This is a genomic window from Streptomyces sp. NPDC005141 (genome assembly GCF_053599975.1).
This window is the reverse complement of sequence record NZ_JBSFYW010000034.1, coordinates 70,415-84,911: the sequence shown is the minus strand read 5'-3', so window position 1 is coordinate 84,911 and position 14,497 is coordinate 70,415. Positions and strand designations below refer to the sequence as shown.

The 14,497-nt window shown below is 72.4% G+C and carries 14 protein-coding genes; 10 read left to right on the top strand and 4 right to left on the bottom strand.

Annotated elements, in window-relative coordinates; genetic code table 11:
* Positions 1 to 186: 186 nt before the first annotated feature.
* From ACWD68_RS25125 to ACWD68_RS25095, 7 genes are all read left to right on the top strand, one after another.
* The gene (locus ACWD68_RS25125; protein ID WP_451808696.1) at positions 187 to 1,653 is read left to right on the top strand and encodes a CitMHS family transporter; all 1,467 of its coding nucleotides are present in this window, start codon (positions 187 to 189) and stop codon (positions 1,651 to 1,653) included.
* Between the two features lie 25 nt (positions 1,654 to 1,678).
* Positions 1,679 to 2,908, top strand: coding sequence for an MFS transporter (locus tag ACWD68_RS25120; protein WP_451808695.1), 1,230 nt, complete (start codon positions 1,679 to 1,681; stop codon positions 2,906 to 2,908).
* A 101-nt stretch (positions 2,909 to 3,009) separates the two neighbouring features.
* Positions 3,010 to 3,684, top strand: a complete 675-nt coding sequence (locus ACWD68_RS25115; protein WP_451808694.1) for a hypothetical protein — start codon at positions 3,010 to 3,012, stop codon at positions 3,682 to 3,684.
* A complete protein-coding gene (locus tag ACWD68_RS25110; RefSeq protein ID WP_451808693.1) occupies positions 3,671 to 4,450 on the top strand; it encodes a class F sortase in 780 nt (259 codons plus the stop codon). The genes ACWD68_RS25115 and ACWD68_RS25110 overlap by 14 nt, the downstream gene beginning before the upstream one ends.
* 238 nt (positions 4,451 to 4,688) lie before the next feature.
* Positions 4,689 to 6,032 (top strand): ABC transporter ATP-binding protein, encoded by a 1,344-nt coding sequence (locus ACWD68_RS25105; protein WP_451808692.1) that lies wholly within the window; start codon positions 4,689 to 4,691, stop codon positions 6,030 to 6,032.
* Between the two features lie 161 nt (positions 6,033 to 6,193).
* Positions 6,194 to 7,582, top strand: coding sequence for an aldehyde dehydrogenase family protein (locus tag ACWD68_RS25100; protein ID WP_451808691.1), 1,389 nt, complete (start codon positions 6,194 to 6,196; stop codon positions 7,580 to 7,582).
* 10 nt (positions 7,583 to 7,592) lie between these two features.
* Positions 7,593 to 8,675 (top strand): Zn-dependent alcohol dehydrogenase, encoded by a 1,083-nt coding sequence (locus ACWD68_RS25095; protein WP_451808690.1) that lies wholly within the window; start codon positions 7,593 to 7,595, stop codon positions 8,673 to 8,675.
* Positions 8,676 to 8,825: 150 nt separating this feature from the next.
* On the opposite strand, the gene ACWD68_RS25090 is transcribed toward ACWD68_RS25095, so the two are convergent.
* The 3 genes from ACWD68_RS25090 to ACWD68_RS25080 all read right to left on the bottom strand — a co-directional run bounded on the left by ACWD68_RS25090 (position 8,826) and on the right by ACWD68_RS25080 (position 11,579).
* Positions 8,826 to 9,887, bottom strand: a complete 1,062-nt coding sequence (locus ACWD68_RS25090; RefSeq protein WP_451808689.1) for an EamA family transporter — start codon at positions 9,885 to 9,887, stop codon at positions 8,826 to 8,828.
* A 269-nt stretch (positions 9,888 to 10,156) separates the two neighbouring features.
* On the bottom strand, positions 10,157 to 10,882 hold the full coding sequence (locus ACWD68_RS25085; protein ID WP_451808688.1) for an ArsR/SmtB family transcription factor: 726 nt from the start codon (positions 10,880 to 10,882) through the stop codon (positions 10,157 to 10,159).
* A gap of 55 nt (positions 10,883 to 10,937) precedes the next feature.
* Positions 10,938 to 11,579: a TetR/AcrR family transcriptional regulator gene (locus ACWD68_RS25080; protein ID WP_451808687.1), complete on the bottom strand. Its 642-nt coding sequence runs from the start codon at positions 11,577 to 11,579 to the stop codon at positions 10,938 to 10,940.
* 89 nt (positions 11,580 to 11,668) lie between these two features.
* On the opposite strand from ACWD68_RS25080, the gene ACWD68_RS25075 reads away from it, so the two are divergent.
* The 3 genes from ACWD68_RS25075 (at position 11,669) to ACWD68_RS25065 (ending at position 13,865) form a co-directional block, all read left to right on the top strand.
* Positions 11,669 to 12,820 (top strand): acyl-CoA dehydrogenase family protein, encoded by a 1,152-nt coding sequence (locus ACWD68_RS25075; protein ID WP_451808686.1) that lies wholly within the window; start codon positions 11,669 to 11,671, stop codon positions 12,818 to 12,820.
* 65 nt (positions 12,821 to 12,885) lie between these two features.
* Positions 12,886 to 13,140, top strand: a complete 255-nt coding sequence (locus ACWD68_RS25070) for a YiaA/YiaB family inner membrane protein (RefSeq protein WP_451808685.1) — start codon at positions 12,886 to 12,888, stop codon at positions 13,138 to 13,140.
* 98 nt (positions 13,141 to 13,238) lie between these two features.
* On the top strand, positions 13,239 to 13,865 hold the full coding sequence (locus ACWD68_RS25065; RefSeq protein WP_451808684.1) for a TetR/AcrR family transcriptional regulator: 627 nt from the start codon (positions 13,239 to 13,241) through the stop codon (positions 13,863 to 13,865).
* A gap of 75 nt (positions 13,866 to 13,940) precedes the next feature.
* Here the strand turns inward: ACWD68_RS25065 and ACWD68_RS25060 are convergent, their stop codons facing one another.
* Positions 13,941 to 14,402: a MaoC family dehydratase gene (locus tag ACWD68_RS25060; protein ID WP_451808683.1), complete on the bottom strand. Its 462-nt coding sequence runs from the start codon at positions 14,400 to 14,402 to the stop codon at positions 13,941 to 13,943.
* Positions 14,403 to 14,497 lie beyond the last annotated feature (95 nt).

The following is a 14,497-nucleotide window of genomic DNA, read 5'->3' as shown; positions in this document are numbered from 1 at the left end:
CGTCGCCGCGCCCCGTCCGCCTGTCGGGGCCGTGCCCCGACCGTCAGCCGAGACAAGGCTGTGACCTGGAGTTTTGCGCTTATTGCTCGCGTGTCAACGTCTTGTTAACGCTTTCGGGCGCGACCTAACGTCATCGCACCGCCGTCCCTGGTGGGAGTTCAAGGGCGAACGTTAGGTGTCCATTTCATGCTGACCATCCTCGGCTTCACCATGATCGCGACCTTCCTGGTCCTGATCATGGTGAAGAAGATGTCGCCGATCGCGGCACTCGTACTGATCCCGGCACTCTTCTGTGTCTTCGTCGGAAAGGGCGCCCGGCTCGGCGACTACGTCATCGACGGCGTCACCGGCCTCGCCCCCACGGCGGCCATGCTGATGTTCGCGATCGTCTACTTCGGAGTGATGATCGACGTCGGTCTCTTCGACCCGATCGTCCGGGGGATTCTCAGGTTCTGCAAGGCCGACCCGCTGCGGATCGTGGTGGGCACGGCGCTCCTCGCCGCGATCGTCTCCCTGGACGGCGACGGCTCGACCACCTTCATGATCACCGTCTCGGCGATGTATCCGCTCTACAAGCGGCTGAATATGAGCCTGGTCGTGATGACCGGTGTCGCCGCCATGGCCAACGGCGTGATGAACACGCTGCCCTGGGGCGGCCCGACCGCCCGCGCCGCGACCGCGCTCAAGCTCGACGCGAGCGACATCTTTGTCCCGATGGTCCCCGCCCTCGCCGTCGGACTGCTGGGCGTCCTCACCCTCGCCTGCGTCCTCGGCCGCCGCGAGCGCAAGCGGCTCGGCGTGCTGACGCTGGACGAGGTGCTGGAGCCGCGGGAGACCGTGCTCGTGGGCGCGGGCGGCCCGGGCGCGGGTGCGGCGAAGGGCTCGGGTTCGGGCGAGCAGTGCGCGTACAGCGGCGGTTCGGGCTCGGGTTCGGGCGAGCTGCCCGCGGACGGCTCCGGTTCGGGATCCGTGGGCGACGCGGACACACACCCGGCAGACGAGGAGGACGACTTCGAAGGCATCGACCCGCACCGCGCCACCCTGCGGCCCCGGCTCTACTGGTTCAACGCGCTGCTCACTGTCACCCTGCTCACCGCCATGATCATGGAGTGGCTGCCGATCCCGGTCCTGTTCCTGCTCGGCGCCGCGCTCGCGCTCACCGTCAACTTCCCCCACATGCCCGACCAGAAGGCCCGCCTCGGCGCCCACGCCGAGAACGTCCTCAACGTCTCCGGCATGGTCTTCGCAGCCGCCGTCTTCACCGGAGTCCTCCAGGGCACGGGCATGGTCGACCACATGGCGACGTGGCTGGTGGACAACATCCCCGACGGCATGGGCCCGCACATGGCCCTCGTCACCGGCGTCCTGAGCATCCCCCTCACGTACTTCATGTCCAACGACGGCTTCTACTTCGGCATCCTCCCGGTGCTCGCCGAAGCCGGCCAGGCCCACGGCGTCTCCTCCCTGGAGATCGCCCGCGCCTCACTCGTCGGCCAGCCCCTGCACATGTCGAGCCCGCTGGTGCCCGCCGTGTACGTCCTGGTCGGCATGGCCAAGGTCGAGTTCGGCGACCACACGCGGTTCGTCGTGAAGTGGGCGGCGCTGACCTCGCTGGTGGTGCTCGGTGCCGGGCTCCTGTTCGGCATCGTCTGATCACGTGCGACCGGAGGACAGCACCATGAGGCCCGGCGGGAACCGCGGCTGGCTGCTCCGCCTCCTCGTCGCCTTCGCCTGTACGCAGGGGGCGGTGTCGATGGCGCGGCCCGCGGTCTCCTACCGGGCCCTCGCACTCGGCGCCGACGAGCGGGCGATCGGTGTCATCGCGGGCGCCTTCGCGCTGCTGCCGCTGTTCGCGGCCGTCCCCCTCGGACGCAGAACGGACCACGGGCGGTGCGCGCCCCTGCTGCCCGCGGGTGTCGTCCTGATCGTCGCGGGCTGCGCCCTGAGCGGCACGGCCGGCACCCTGGCGGCCATGGCGGCCTGGAGCGGTGTGATGGGCCTCGGCCACCTCTGCTTCGTCATCGGCGGCCAGTCCATCGTCGCCCGCCAGTCCGCCCCGCACGAACAGGACCGCAACTTCGGCCACTTCACCATCGGTGTCTCGCTCGGCCAGCTGGTCGGCCCCATCGCGGCCGGCGCCCTGATCGGCGGCCACGACAGGGCGGGCGGGAGCGCCGTCGCGCTCCTCGTCGCGGGCGCGGTGGCAGCGGTCTCGTTCACCTCGCTGTGGCGCATCGAGACCGCTACGACGCCCGAGTCCCCGGCGGCGCGCGGCGAGCGCCCGCCCGTGCGCCGCATCCTGCGTGCCCGGGGCGTTCCCTCGGGGATCTTCGTCAGCGCCGCCGTGCTGTCCGCCACCGACATCCTCACGGCCTATCTGCCGGTCGTCGGCGAGCACCGGGGCATCGCGCCCGCGGTGATCGGCGTCCTGCTGAGCCTGCGCGCGGCGGCGACCGTCGCGTGCCGGCTGGTGATGACGCCGATGCTGCGACTGCTCGGCCGGAACGCGCTGCTCACCGTGACCTGTCTGCTCGGCGGCGTGCTGTGCGCGGGCATCGCTCTGCCGGTGCCGGTGTGGGCGCTGGCGGCGATGCTCGTCGTCCTCGGCTTCTGCCTCGGTGTCGGCCAGCCGCTGTCCATGACCACGGTCGTCCGGGCCGCCCCCGAGGAGGCACGCTCCACGGCGCTCGCGCTGCGGCTGACCGGCAACCGGCTCGGCCAGGTCGCCGCGCCAGCCGCCGCGGGCCTGGTCGCGGGGATGGCGGGCGTCGCGGCGCCGTTCGTGATGCTGGGCGCGCTGCTGCTGCTGTCGTCGGGCATCGCGGGGACGTCACCGGCGCAGCCGGAACCGGTGCGGGACCGGCCGCGGCGGCCCCGGGTGCCCTTGCGCCGGAAGAGCGATACCTGACGGGGTACTGGGCGCAGTTGCGGCCTTTTCCGGGGCGTATGTGAAAGGTAGTCAGACGAAGTGAGATTTGTATGAAAATCATCTGACTCGGAGGAATCTGCATGTCCACCTCGCCCCTCTCGCGCCGCTCCGGCCCACGTCGCGGCGCCGGCGCCCTCGTGACTCTCGCCGTCGCGGGCACCGCCCTCCTGGGGGCCCCGGCCGCCGTCGCCGCCCCCGGTGACAACGGCGATGTCAAGGTCCACGACTCGGGCACCGGGTTCGACGACACGCGAGAGGATCCGAAGGTCTGTCACTTCTACCTCGACGGCTTCAACTTCGACCCGGGGCAGCAGGTCACCTGGTTCATCGTGACCCAGCCCCTGGCCGCGGACGGCGCCAACCTCAGGGGCAGCCTGGACCTGCCGTCCGGACACGGCCGGACACCCGAACTCACGCTGCCCGACGGCCAGTACAAGCTGACCTGGAGGTTCGTGGGCCAGAACGGTGCGGGCAAGAGCAAGGTCTTCAAGGTCGAATGCCCCGTCGGCATCCCGACCTCGACCCCGACCCCGACCTTGACCTCGACGCCCACCGGCCCGGGCGGTTCCACCGGCGGTCCGGGCGGCCCCAACGGCGGTCCCGGTGGTCCCAACGGAGGACCCCCCGCGGGCGGTGGCGGTGTCGCCCATCCCCAGGACTTCTCCCCGGTCGCCGGTGCCGCGGCCGTGGGTCTCGTCGTAGCCGGTGGAGTCGTGTTCCTGCGGCTGCGCCGACGCCCCGATGGCGCCGCGTAGGCGACCGAGGCCCTGGTACCGGACGCGCGCCTACCGCCTGACGCGGACCCTGGTGGTCACCGTCGCACTGGTGGCGGGCGGCGTCTGGTGGGCGGGGGACGGCGAGCCGGCCGGGACGGTGGCGTCCGGCGCCGTGCGCGACGACGGCGACGCGTCCTCCGCTCGGGCCGGGGCGGAGGACGCCGCCGCCGGACCGGACTCCCACCGCCCCGGCGGTGGCGCGCCCACCGCGCGGCCGCGTCGCTCCCCGGCCGCCCGCCGGGTCCGGCCCGCACCCCCGCCCGCCCCGCTGCCGCGATCCCGGGCCACCTCGCTCCGTATCCCCTTCCTCGGTCTCGAGGCGCCGGTCGTCGGTCTCGGGCTGGACCGCGAGCGAAGGCTCGCCGCGCCGCCCGGGGACGATCCGAAACTGGTCGGCTGGTACACGGACGGTCCCACCCCGGGCGAACGCGGCACGGCCGTCGTCGTGGGTCATCGCGACACCCGGACGGGACCGGCCGTCTTCGTCGAGCTCGAGCGGACCCGGCCCGGCAGACGCGTCGAGGCCCGGCGCGTGGACGGGCGGACCGCCGTCTATACGGTGGACGCCGTACGGACGTACGCGAAGGCGCACTTCCCCGACACGGAGGTGTACGGCGACCGGGGGCGCCCCGAACTGCGACTGATCACCTGCGGTGGCGCCTTCGACCGGAAGGCCGGATATTCCGCGAACGTCGTCGTCTTCGCCCATCTCACGGGGGTCCGGGGGCGGTCCGGCAACCCCTGAGACGAGCCGCCGGGCGCCGGGCCTCGGCACCGGCGCCCGCGGGCGTCCGCTCCCGGCCCGTCCGGTATCCGATCGTCCGTTTCCGCCCGTACCGAACGGGCCCGTCCGATGGCGCCGCGCGTCTTCCCCCGGACGCGTGCGGTCCGTTAACTTCCGTGACTCAAAGGTCCCGTACGACCCGCACGGGACGATCGACCGCGGAGCACCAGCGCCTTGCACGCCCCCGGGGGCACCTGTCATGACACGCGCCATCTCCCTGCACCACGTCAGTAAGTCCTACACCCGCGGGGTCCGCGTGGTGGAGCGGCTCTCGCTGGACATCAGGCCCGGCGAGTTCCTCGTGCTGCTCGGTCCCTCGGGCTGCGGCAAGTCGACCGTGCTGAGGATGATCGCGGGGCTGGAGGAGGTCACCGAGGGCGAGCTGCGGCTGGACGGGGAGTACGCCAACGATCTGCCGCCGTCCGGGCGGGACATGGCGATGGTGTTCCAGAACTTCGCCCTCTACCCGAGCATGACCAGCCGCGACAACATCGGCTTCCCGCTGCGCATCGAGACACCCGGTGAGGACCCCCGGTCCCGCGTGGACGCCACCGCCCGCATGCTCGGCATCCAGGATCTCCTCGACCGCTTCCCCAACCAGCTCTCCGGCGGCGAGCGGCAGCGCGTCGCGATGGGGCGGGCCATCGCGCGCCACCCCTCCGCCTTCCTGATGGACGAGCCGCTGTCCAACCTCGACGCCAAGCTCCGCAACCACCTGCGCGCCGAAATCTCCCGGCTCACCAGAGAGTTGGGCGCGACCACGGTGTACGTCACCCACGACCAGGCCGAGGCCATGTCGCTCGGCGACCGGGTCGCCGTGCTGCGCGGCGGAGTCCTGCAGCAACTGGGCACGCCCCGCACCGTGTACGGGCTGCCCGCGAACGTCTTCGTCGCCGCCTTCATCGGCACCCCGCGGATCAACCTGCTGCGCGGGCTCATCCGGGCCCCGCTCGACGGCGCGATGACGATCAGCCTCGGCAAGCAGTACCTGCGTCTGCCCGAACCCCTGTCCCTCGACCACCAGTTGCTCCGGGTGCAGCAGGGCCGTGAGGTGATCGTGGGCCTGCGCTCCGAGGCCGTACGGCTCGGCAGACCGTCCGACGCCCGGCCGGGCGAAGTGGCGATCAGCGGTCTGGTCGAGCACGTGGAGTTCCAGGGGCACGAGGTGCTGGTCCACTTCAACACCGGCTCGCGGCCCGCCCTCGTGCCGGAGCTGGAGTCGCCGCGTCCGTCCCGTCCGACCCGACGACGGCGCCGCGACGGCACCGTCCTGGACCGGCTGCGGGAGCGCGCCGGGGCGCGGCGGGCCGGGCCGGTCGTCGTCCTCGATCATCCGTCGGACGGGGAGTCCGACCTCCCCGAGCAGGCACCGCCCGAGGGCCGGCTGCCCGGCGATCTCGTCGTGCGCACGACGCCCGACATCGCCCTCCGCCACGGGATGCAGGTCCCGCTCCTCGTGGACCTGGCCCACCTGTTCGTCTTCGACCGGAGCGGTGAACGGATCTGTCCGGCACCGGCACGGCTGCCCGACCTGGACGAGTGAATCCCGGGCACGCGTGGCTGAATTCCTCCCCCGGTCCCGAGGTCGCGGCGGGTCCGTGGACCCGGGCCGGGACCTCCCGTGCGGCGGGTCCCCCTGGCGCCGCAAAACTATCATCGCTAGTTTAGGGCGCGGACGACGCGGCCCCGCCCGGGAGGAACACGATGAAGGCACATGACGGCATGTACATCGACGGCGCCTGGCGCCCCGCCGTGGGAAGGGACACGATCGAGGTCGTGAACCCGGCCGACGAGCAGGTGATCGGCCAGGTTCCGGCGGGCACGGTCGAGGACGTCGACGCCGCCGTACGGGCCGCCCGTGCCGCGTTTCCCGGCTGGGCCGCGACCGCGCCCGCCGAGCGCGCGGCCCGGCTGGCCGCCCTGCGGGACGTCCTGGCCGCCCGCAAGGACGAGATCGCCGAGACCGTCACCGCCGAACTCGGCTCCCCCCTCGCGTTCTCGCAGGCGGTGCACGCGGGCGTCCCGGTGCTGGTCGCCGGTTCCTACGCCGAGCTGGCGGCGACGTACGCCTTCGAGGAGAAGGTCGGCAACTCGACCGTCCTTCAGGAGCCCGTCGGCGTCGTCGGCGCGATCACGCCCTGGAACTACCCGCTGCACCAGATCGTCGCCAAGGTCGCTCCCGCGCTCGCCGCGGGCTGCACGGTGGTGCTGAAGCCCGCCGAGGACACCCCGCTCACCGCCCAGCTCTTCGCCGAGGCCGTGGCCGAGGCGGGCGTCCCGGCCGGTGTCTTCAACCTCGTCACCGGCCTCGGTCCGGTCGCGGGCCAGGCCCTCGCCGAGCACCCGGACGTCGACCTGGTCTCCTTCACCGGCTCCACCGCGGTCGGCAGGCGGATCGGCGCCACCGCGGGCGCCGCCGTCAAGCGTGTCGCCCTCGAGCTCGGTGGCAAGTCCGCCAACGTCATCCTGCCGAGCGCGGACCTCGCCAAGGCCGTGAACGTCGGCGTCGCCAACGTGATGTCCAACTCCGGCCAGACGTGCAGCGCCTGGACCCGCATGCTGGTGCCCGCCGCGCGCTACGACGAAGCGGTCGAGCTCGCCGCGACGGCCGCCGAGAAGTACGGCGACCGCATCGGCCCCGTCGTCAACGCCAAGCAGCAGGCCCGGGTGCGCGGATACATCGAGAAGGGCGTCGCCGAGGGCGCGCGGCTCGTCGCGGGCGGCCCCGAATCCCCGCGCGAACAGGGCTACTTCGTCAGCCCCACCGTCTTCGCCGACGTCACCCCGCAGATGACGATCGCCCAGGAGGAGATCTTCGGCCCGGTCCTCTCGATCCTGCGCTACGAGGACGAGGAGGACGCCCTGCGGATCGCCAACGGCACCGTGTACGGGCTCGCGGGCGCGGTGTGGGCGGGCGAGGAGTCCGAGGCGGTCGCCTTCGCGCGGCGGCTCGACACCGGCCAGGTCGACATCAACGGGGGACGCTTCAACCCCCTGGCACCCTTCGGGGGGTACAAGCAGTCGGGCGTGGGCCGCGAACTCGGCACCCACGGCCTGTCCGAGTACCTCCAGACCAAGTCCCTCCAGTTCTAGGAGCGTTCACGTGGTTCGCGCCGTTGTCCTGCCCGCCGTGGGTGCCCCGCTGGAGATCGCCGAGATCGAACTCCCCGACCCGGGACCGGGCCAGGTCCGGGTCAGGCTGGCCGCCGCCGGGGTCTGCCACTCCGACCTGTCCCTGTCCAACGGCACCATGCGGGTGCCGGTGCCCGCCGTCCTCGGCCACGAGGGCGCCGGCACCGTCGTCGCGGTCGGTGAGGGCGTCACCCAGGTCGCCCCCGGTGCCGAGGTTGTCCTCAACTGGGCCCCGTCCTGCGGCAGTTGTCACGCCTGCTCGCTGGGCGAGGTGTGGCTGTGCGCCGACGCGCTGACCGGCGCCGGGAACGTGTACGCCCGCCGCGCCTCCGACGGCAGCGATCTGTACCCGGGTCTGAACGTCGCCGCGTTCGCGGAGGAGACGGTCGTCCCGGTGTCCTGCCTCCTGCCCGTGCCGGACGGCATCCCGCTCACCGACGCCGCCCTGCTCGGCTGCGCGGTCCTCACCGGATACGGCGCGGTCCACAACTCCGCGAAGGTCCGGCCCGGGGAGACCGTCGCCGTGTTCGGGGCCGGCGGGGTCGGGCTCGCCGCCGTCCAGGCCGCCCGGATCGCGGGCGCCTCGAAGATCGTCGCGGTCGATGTCTCGCCCCGGAAGGAGGCGCTCGCCCGCGAGGCCGGAGCCACCGACTACGTCGTCGCCTCCGACACCACCGCCCGCGAGATCCGTGCCCTCACCGGCAAACAGGGCGTCGACGTCGCCGTCGAATGCGTCGGCCGCGCCGTCACCATCCGCACGGCCTGGGAGTCGACCCGGCGCGGCGGCCGCACCACGGTCGTCGGCATCGGGGGCAAGGACCAGCAGGTCACCTTCAACGCCCTCGAGATCTTCCACTGGGGCAGGACCCTCGCGGGCTGTGTGTACGGCAACTCCGACCCGGCCCGCGATCTCCCGGTGCTCGCGGAGCACGTCCGCGCGGGCCGCCTCGACCTCGGCGGCCTGGTCACCGACCGCATCGCCCTGGACGGCATCCCGGCGGCCTTCGACAACATGATCGCGGGCAAGGGGGGCCGGGCGCTGGTGGTGTTCTAGAAGCGCGCCCGAGCCGCGTTCGTGCCACCGGGACCGGGCCAGGCCGGCGGAGAAGTGGGGCCCGGGTCGACGCTCCGTCGCCGGTGGTCCTGGAACCGTCGACGGACGGGCGGGTCACAGGGTCGGAACACCCGCCAGGCCGGTCGTGCGTCAAGCCTGTTCGGTCTCGGTCTCGGTCTCCTGCCCCGGGGCCGACGTGGGTACCGGAGCGGGAGCCCCCGCCTGAGCCGGAGTCGATGCCGGACCCGATCCCGGAGTCGATGCCGGAACCGGCGCCGTGACCGCGTCCCGGAGGGCCGCCTCCGTCGCTCCCGAGCGCGGCCGGGAGCGCGAGACCGCCACACCCGCCAGACACAGCACCCCGCCCGCCAGCGTCAGCAGCCCCGGGACCTCGTCGAGGAACAGCCAGGACATCAGCACCACGAGGGCGGGCACCGCGTACGTCGTCGCGCCCATGCGGCTCGCACTCGTCCGGGCGAGGGCGTACGCCCAGGTCGTGAACGCCAGCGCGGTCGGGAAGACGCCCAGGTACACCATGTTGAGGGTCGCCGAGACGGGGGCGTCGGCCGCGTCGTGGACGAGCTGACCGGCGAACGGCAGACACACCACGGCCCCGACCAGACAGCCGAACGTCGTCACCTGGAGCACACTCGCGCGTCCGAGCGCCGGCTTCTGCGCGACGACCCCGCCGGCGTACGCCACGGCGGCGAGCAGGCACAGCACGACACCGAGGACCGAGGAACCGCCGCCCCCGGACATCGACAGCCCCACCGCGACCGCGCCCGCGAACGACACCGCCATGCCCGCCAGCAGCCGCGGCGGCATCGCGTCCCCCAGCAGCCGGGAACCGAGCAGGGCGATCAGGATCGGGCCGATGTTCACCACCAGTGCCGCCGTACCGGCGTCGACCTGCTGCTCGCCCCAGTTCAGGGCCACCATGTAGAAGCCGAACCACAGCACCCCGGATATCGCGATACCGCGCCAGGCGCCGCGCGGCGGCAGCCCCTCGCCGCGCACCACACAGACGGCACCGAGCACGAGGGCTCCCGCGAGCAGCCGCCCCAGCGCCAGCGCGCCGGGCGAGTACGCGGCGCCCGCGCTGCGGATCGAGACGAAGGCGGAGGCCCACAACCCGACGGTGACGGCCGCCGCACCGGCTGCGAGCAGGTGCGCACGGCGGTGGGGCGGCGCGGTGCGGGAGGTGTTCATCATGCTCCTGAGACTAGGCGGGGTACGGGGATCGGTCTCGCGCATTTCGGACGCGGAGCTGGGCCGCGCGTGGGGCGGTCCGGGCACGCTTCCCGGAGCCGGAGCCGGAGCCGGAGCCGGAGCCGGAGCCGGAGCCGGAGCCGGAGCCGGAGCCGGAGCCGGGGTCAGGGTCAGGGTCCGAGCCGGGGCTGGAGCCGGAGTCGTACGCGGGGTCGGGGTCTGGGGCGGGGGCGCGGGAGTCGGCCGGGGCGGTGCCCGGGGAAGGCCGCGGCTCAGCGCAGGGCCGTCGCCTCGACACCGAGGAGTTCCGCGAAGGCGCGCTCGCCCTCCGGGGTCACCTTGACCGCCCGGTCCGAGCCGATGCGTACGCACCACCGGACGTCCAGCGCGTGCCGGCACAGCGCCGCTCCGGCGGTGCCCGCGAGGTGCGGACGCCGTTCGGTCCAGTCGAGGCAGGCACGGGTGAGAGGGCGCCGTCCGGCGCGTTCCAGGGAGATGCCCACGGCGTCGAACCACCGCAGTCCGGCGTCCGTGAGGGCGAACCCGGTGTCCTGGCGAAGCAGTCCGCGCCGGGTCAACGCGTCCGTGAGGGCGATGCCGAGCCGTCCGGCGAGATGGTCGTAACAGGTCCGGCCGCGCGCCAGCGCCGAGCCCGCACCGGCCTCCCGCAGCGTCCGGGGACGCGCGCCGGCGCCGGGCGTCACATGGGCGGCGAGGTCCTCGACCAGCTGGGCCACGCGGTCGTCGGCGAGCCGGACGTAGCGGTGCCGTCCCTGGCGCTCCTCGGTGAGCAGGCCGCCCGAGACGAGCTTGCCCAGATGTTCGCTGGCGGTCGACGGCGCGACGCCGGCCTGCCGCGCGAGCTCACCGGCGGTCCACGGCCGCCCGTCGAGCAGCGCGAGCAGAAAACCGGCACGTGTCTCGTCCGCCATCAGCCCGGCCAGCGCGGCGAGCCCCGGCCCGACCGGATCCCTCGGCCTTGTCATGCCGTCCAGCATGCGCCATGGACACTTCGGCGTTCACCGAAGGATCGCGAGCGGCCCCGGGGCCCGCTCAGGCTTCCCGGACGAGCGTCGCGTACTGCACCGCGAGGCCGTCGAGCAGCGCGACGAGGCCCGTCTCGAAGGCCCGCTCGTCGATCTTGTCCTGCTGGTCGGCGAGGAGGTGCGCCTGCCCCAGATGCGGATAGTCGGCGGGGTCGTACGCGCTCTCGTCGTCCACGAAGCCCCCGGCGAACGACCCCAGCGCGGACCCCATGATGAAGTACCGCATCAGCGCCCCGATCGAAGTGGCCTGGGCCGGCGGCCAGCCCGCGTCGACCATGGCCCCGAACACGGCGTCGGCGAGCCGCAGTCCGGCCGGCCGGCGGCCCGGCCCGCGCGCGAGGACCGGGACGATGTTCGGGTGGTCGCGCAGGGCGGCGCGGTAGGAGACGGCCCAGTCGTGCAGCGCGGTCCGCCAGTCGCGGCCGTCCTCGAACATCGACAGGTCGACCAGCGCGCTCACCGAGTCCGCGACCGCCTCGAGGATCTGGTCCTTGGTGCGGAAGTGGTTGTAGAGGGAGGGCCCGCTCACCCCGAGTTCGGCGGCGAGCCGGCGCGTCGAGACGGCAGCCAGGCCCTCGGCGTCCACCAGGGCCCGTGCCGTCTCGACGATGCGGCCGGTGCTCAGGAGGGGCTTGCGCGGTCGGGCCATGGCGCACATAGTAGGGCTGCATCAGGAAACTAGCAGTGCTAATTTAAATGTACGGCTTTCAATGTCCGCAATCTGTGGGGTGACTCGGCATGAACCTCGGGCTCGATGATGAGCAGACCGCCGTCCGGCAGCTCGCCCAGGACTTCGTGCAGCGCGAGATCGCCCCGCACGTCGTCGAGTGGGACCGCGCGGAGGAGGTCGACCGGTCCATAGTGAAGAAGCTCGCCGACGTCGGCTTCCTCGGCCTCACCATCGACGAGGAGTACGGCGGCAGCGGCGGCGACCACCTCGCGTACTGCCTGGTCACCGAGGAACTGGGGCGCGGCGACTCCTCCGTGCGCGGCATCGTCTCCGTCTCGCTCGGACTCGTCGCCAAGACCATCGCGCACTGGGGGAGCGAGGAGCAGAAGCGCCGGTGGCTGCCGGGGCTGACCGCCGGTGAGTATGTCGGCTGCTTCGGACTCACCGAACCGGGCACCGGCTCCGACGCGGGCCAGTTGACGACGAGGGCCGTGCGCGACGGCGACGACTACGTCATCAACGGCACCAAGATGTTCATCACGAACGGCACCTGGGCCGATGTCGTGCTGCTCTTCGCCCGCTCCACCGACGCGCCGGGCCACAAGGGAGTCTCCGCCTTCCTGGTGCCGAGCGACACCCCCGGTCTGACCCGCCGCACCATCAACGGCAAGCTCGGGCTGCGCGGCCAGGCCACCGCCGAACTGGCCTTCGAGGACGTGCGCGTGCCCGCGAGCGCCATGATGGCGCCCGAGGGCAAGGGCTTCGCGGTGGCCATGTCGGCGCTGGCCAAGGGCCGGATGTCGGTGGCCGCGGGCTGTGTCGGGATCGCCCAGGCCGCGCTGGACGCGGCGGTGCGGTACGCGACCGAGCGGGAGCAGTTCGGCAGGACGATCGCGCACCACCAGCTCATCCAGGAACTGATCAGCGACATCGCCGTCGACGTGGACGCGGCGCGGCTGCTCACCTGGCGGGTCGCCGATCTCGTGGACCGCGGGCTGCCGTTCGCCACCGAGTCCTCGAAGGCCAAGCTCTTCGCGTCCGAGGCCGCCGTACGCGCCGCGAACAACGCCCTCCAGGTCTTCGGCGGCTACGGCTACATCGACGAGTACCCGGCCGGCAAACTGCTGCGCGACGCCCGCGTGATGACCCTCTACGAAGGCACCAGCCAGATCCAGAAGCTGGTCATCGGACGCGCCCTGACGGGTGTCTCCGCGTTCTGACTCTGAGTACGTCCCTGAGTACGACGGCGGATGTGGCGGCGGCCACGTCCGCCGATCCTTGTCCCATGAGTGAGACACCGGGCAAACAGCAGAACACGGCCGCCTTCTACGGTCAGGCCGTCGCGTCCTTCTCCGTCGCGATGGCCGCCACCGCCCTCGGCATCTTCAAACTCCAGGCCGACGCCTGGGTGCGGGGCTTTCTGGCCATCGCCGTCCTGTACCTGGTGACGTCGTCCTTCACGCTGGCCAAGGTGATCCGCGACCGTCAGGACGGCAACCGCCCCGGCGGCCGGATGTACGACCCTTTCGAGAAGCTCTGAGCCGCGTGCGGCCATGACCCCGCCCAGGGTGCGCTAAGCGCTCGCTCAGGTTCAGGGGTATGGTGTTCACCCTGTCAGTGGAGAAGGGGCGAACAGCGATGAGTGCGGCGCAGGAGACGCCCGGCGGCGAGATGCAGCCGTGGGCCGAGGTCACCCCGGACGCGGCACGGCGGCTGCTCGTCGCCGCGGTGGAGGCCTTCGCCGAGCGCGGGTACCACGCGACGACGACCCGGGACATCGCCGGCCGCGCGGGCATGAGCCCGGCCGCGTTGTACATCCACTACAAGACCAAGGAAGAGCTGCTCCACCGGATCAGCCGGATCGGGCACGACAAGGCGCTGGACATCGTGCGCTCCGCGGCCGAGGGCGAGGGCACGGCCGCCGAACGGCTCTCCGACGCCGTACGGTCCTTCGTGCGGTGGCACGCGGGTCAGCACACCACCGCGCGGGTCGTCCAGTACGAACTCGACGCCCTCGGGCCCGACGCGCGCGCCGAGATCATCGCGCTGCGCCGCCAGGTCGACGCGGAGGTGCGCAGCATCATCCAGGACGGTGTCGAGGCGGGCGACTTCGACGTCCCGGACGTCCCCGGCACCACCCTCGCGGTGCTGTCCCTGTGCATCGACGTGGCCCGCTGGTTCAACGTCGGCGGTCCCCGGACGCCGGACGAGGTCGGCGCCCTCTACGCCGACCTGGTCCTGCGGATGGTGGGCCACAAGGGGTAGGTCCCTGCCCGGACGCGGCCGTCTCCCATCCCGGACGCGATGAAGCACCCGGTTCCGGAGGCGTCGGCGTCGGTCTCAGAGGTAGTAGCGCGAGACCGACTCCGCGACGCAGACCGGCTTGTCGCCGCCCTCGCGCTCCACGGTGAAGGCCACGGACACCTGGACGCCACCGGGCACGTCGTCCACCCCGGTGATCGTCGCGGTGGCGCGCAGCCGCGAGCCGACCGGTACGGGGGAGGGGAAGCGGACCTTGTTCGTCCCGTAGTTGACGCCCATCCGCACGCCTTCGACGCTGATCAGCTGCGGGCCGAAGAGGGGCAGCAGCGACAGGGTGAGATAGCCGTGCGCGATCGTGGTGCCGAACGGACCCGCCGCGGCCTTCTCGGGATCGACGTGGATCCACTGGTGATCGCCGGTCGCCTCCGCGAAGAGGTCGATCCGCTTCTGCTCGATCTCGACCCAGTCCGTGTACCCCAGCTGCTCACCCACGGCGCCCCGCAGTTCGTCGACCGTCGCGAACGTCCTCGGCTCTGCCATGTCCCTGGCCTCCCGCATCTCGAAGTCTAAGCGACTGCTTAGCATGGTCGGACGCGGGGCGCATGTCAACGGACCGGACGTGTGACGCGGTGGGT

What these genes read in the sequence shown, in the direction of transcription:
- ACWD68_RS25125 (WP_451808696.1), top strand. Translation starts at nt 187, where the DNA reads ATGCTGACCATCCTCGGCTTCACCATGATCGCGACCTTCCTGGTCCTG.
- ACWD68_RS25120 (WP_451808695.1), top strand. Translation starts at nt 1,679, where the DNA reads ATGAGGCCCGGCGGGAACCGCGGCTGGCTGCTCCGCCTCCTCGTCGCC.
- ACWD68_RS25115 (WP_451808694.1), top strand. Translation starts at nt 3,010, where the DNA reads ATGTCCACCTCGCCCCTCTCGCGCCGCTCCGGCCCACGTCGCGGCGCC.
- ACWD68_RS25110 (WP_451808693.1), top strand. Translation starts at nt 3,671, where the DNA reads ATGGCGCCGCGTAGGCGACCGAGGCCCTGGTACCGGACGCGCGCCTAC.
- ACWD68_RS25105 (WP_451808692.1), top strand. Translation starts at nt 4,689, where the DNA reads ATGACACGCGCCATCTCCCTGCACCACGTCAGTAAGTCCTACACCCGC.
- ACWD68_RS25100 (WP_451808691.1), top strand. Translation starts at nt 6,194, where the DNA reads ATGAAGGCACATGACGGCATGTACATCGACGGCGCCTGGCGCCCCGCC.
- ACWD68_RS25090 (WP_451808689.1), bottom strand. Translation starts at nt 9,887, where the DNA reads ATGATGAACACCTCCCGCACCGCGCCGCCCCACCGCCGTGCGCACCTG.
- ACWD68_RS25085 (WP_451808688.1), bottom strand. Translation starts at nt 10,882, where the DNA reads ATGCTGGACGGCATGACAAGGCCGAGGGATCCGGTCGGGCCGGGGCTC.
- ACWD68_RS25080 (WP_451808687.1), bottom strand. Translation starts at nt 11,579, where the DNA reads ATGGCCCGACCGCGCAAGCCCCTCCTGAGCACCGGCCGCATCGTCGAG.
- ACWD68_RS25075 (WP_451808686.1), top strand. Translation starts at nt 11,669, where the DNA reads ATGAACCTCGGGCTCGATGATGAGCAGACCGCCGTCCGGCAGCTCGCC.
- ACWD68_RS25070 (WP_451808685.1), top strand. Translation starts at nt 12,886, where the DNA reads ATGAGTGAGACACCGGGCAAACAGCAGAACACGGCCGCCTTCTACGGT.
- ACWD68_RS25065 (WP_451808684.1), top strand. Translation starts at nt 13,239, where the DNA reads ATGAGTGCGGCGCAGGAGACGCCCGGCGGCGAGATGCAGCCGTGGGCC.
- ACWD68_RS25060 (WP_451808683.1), bottom strand. Translation starts at nt 14,402, where the DNA reads ATGGCAGAGCCGAGGACGTTCGCGACGGTCGACGAACTGCGGGGCGCC.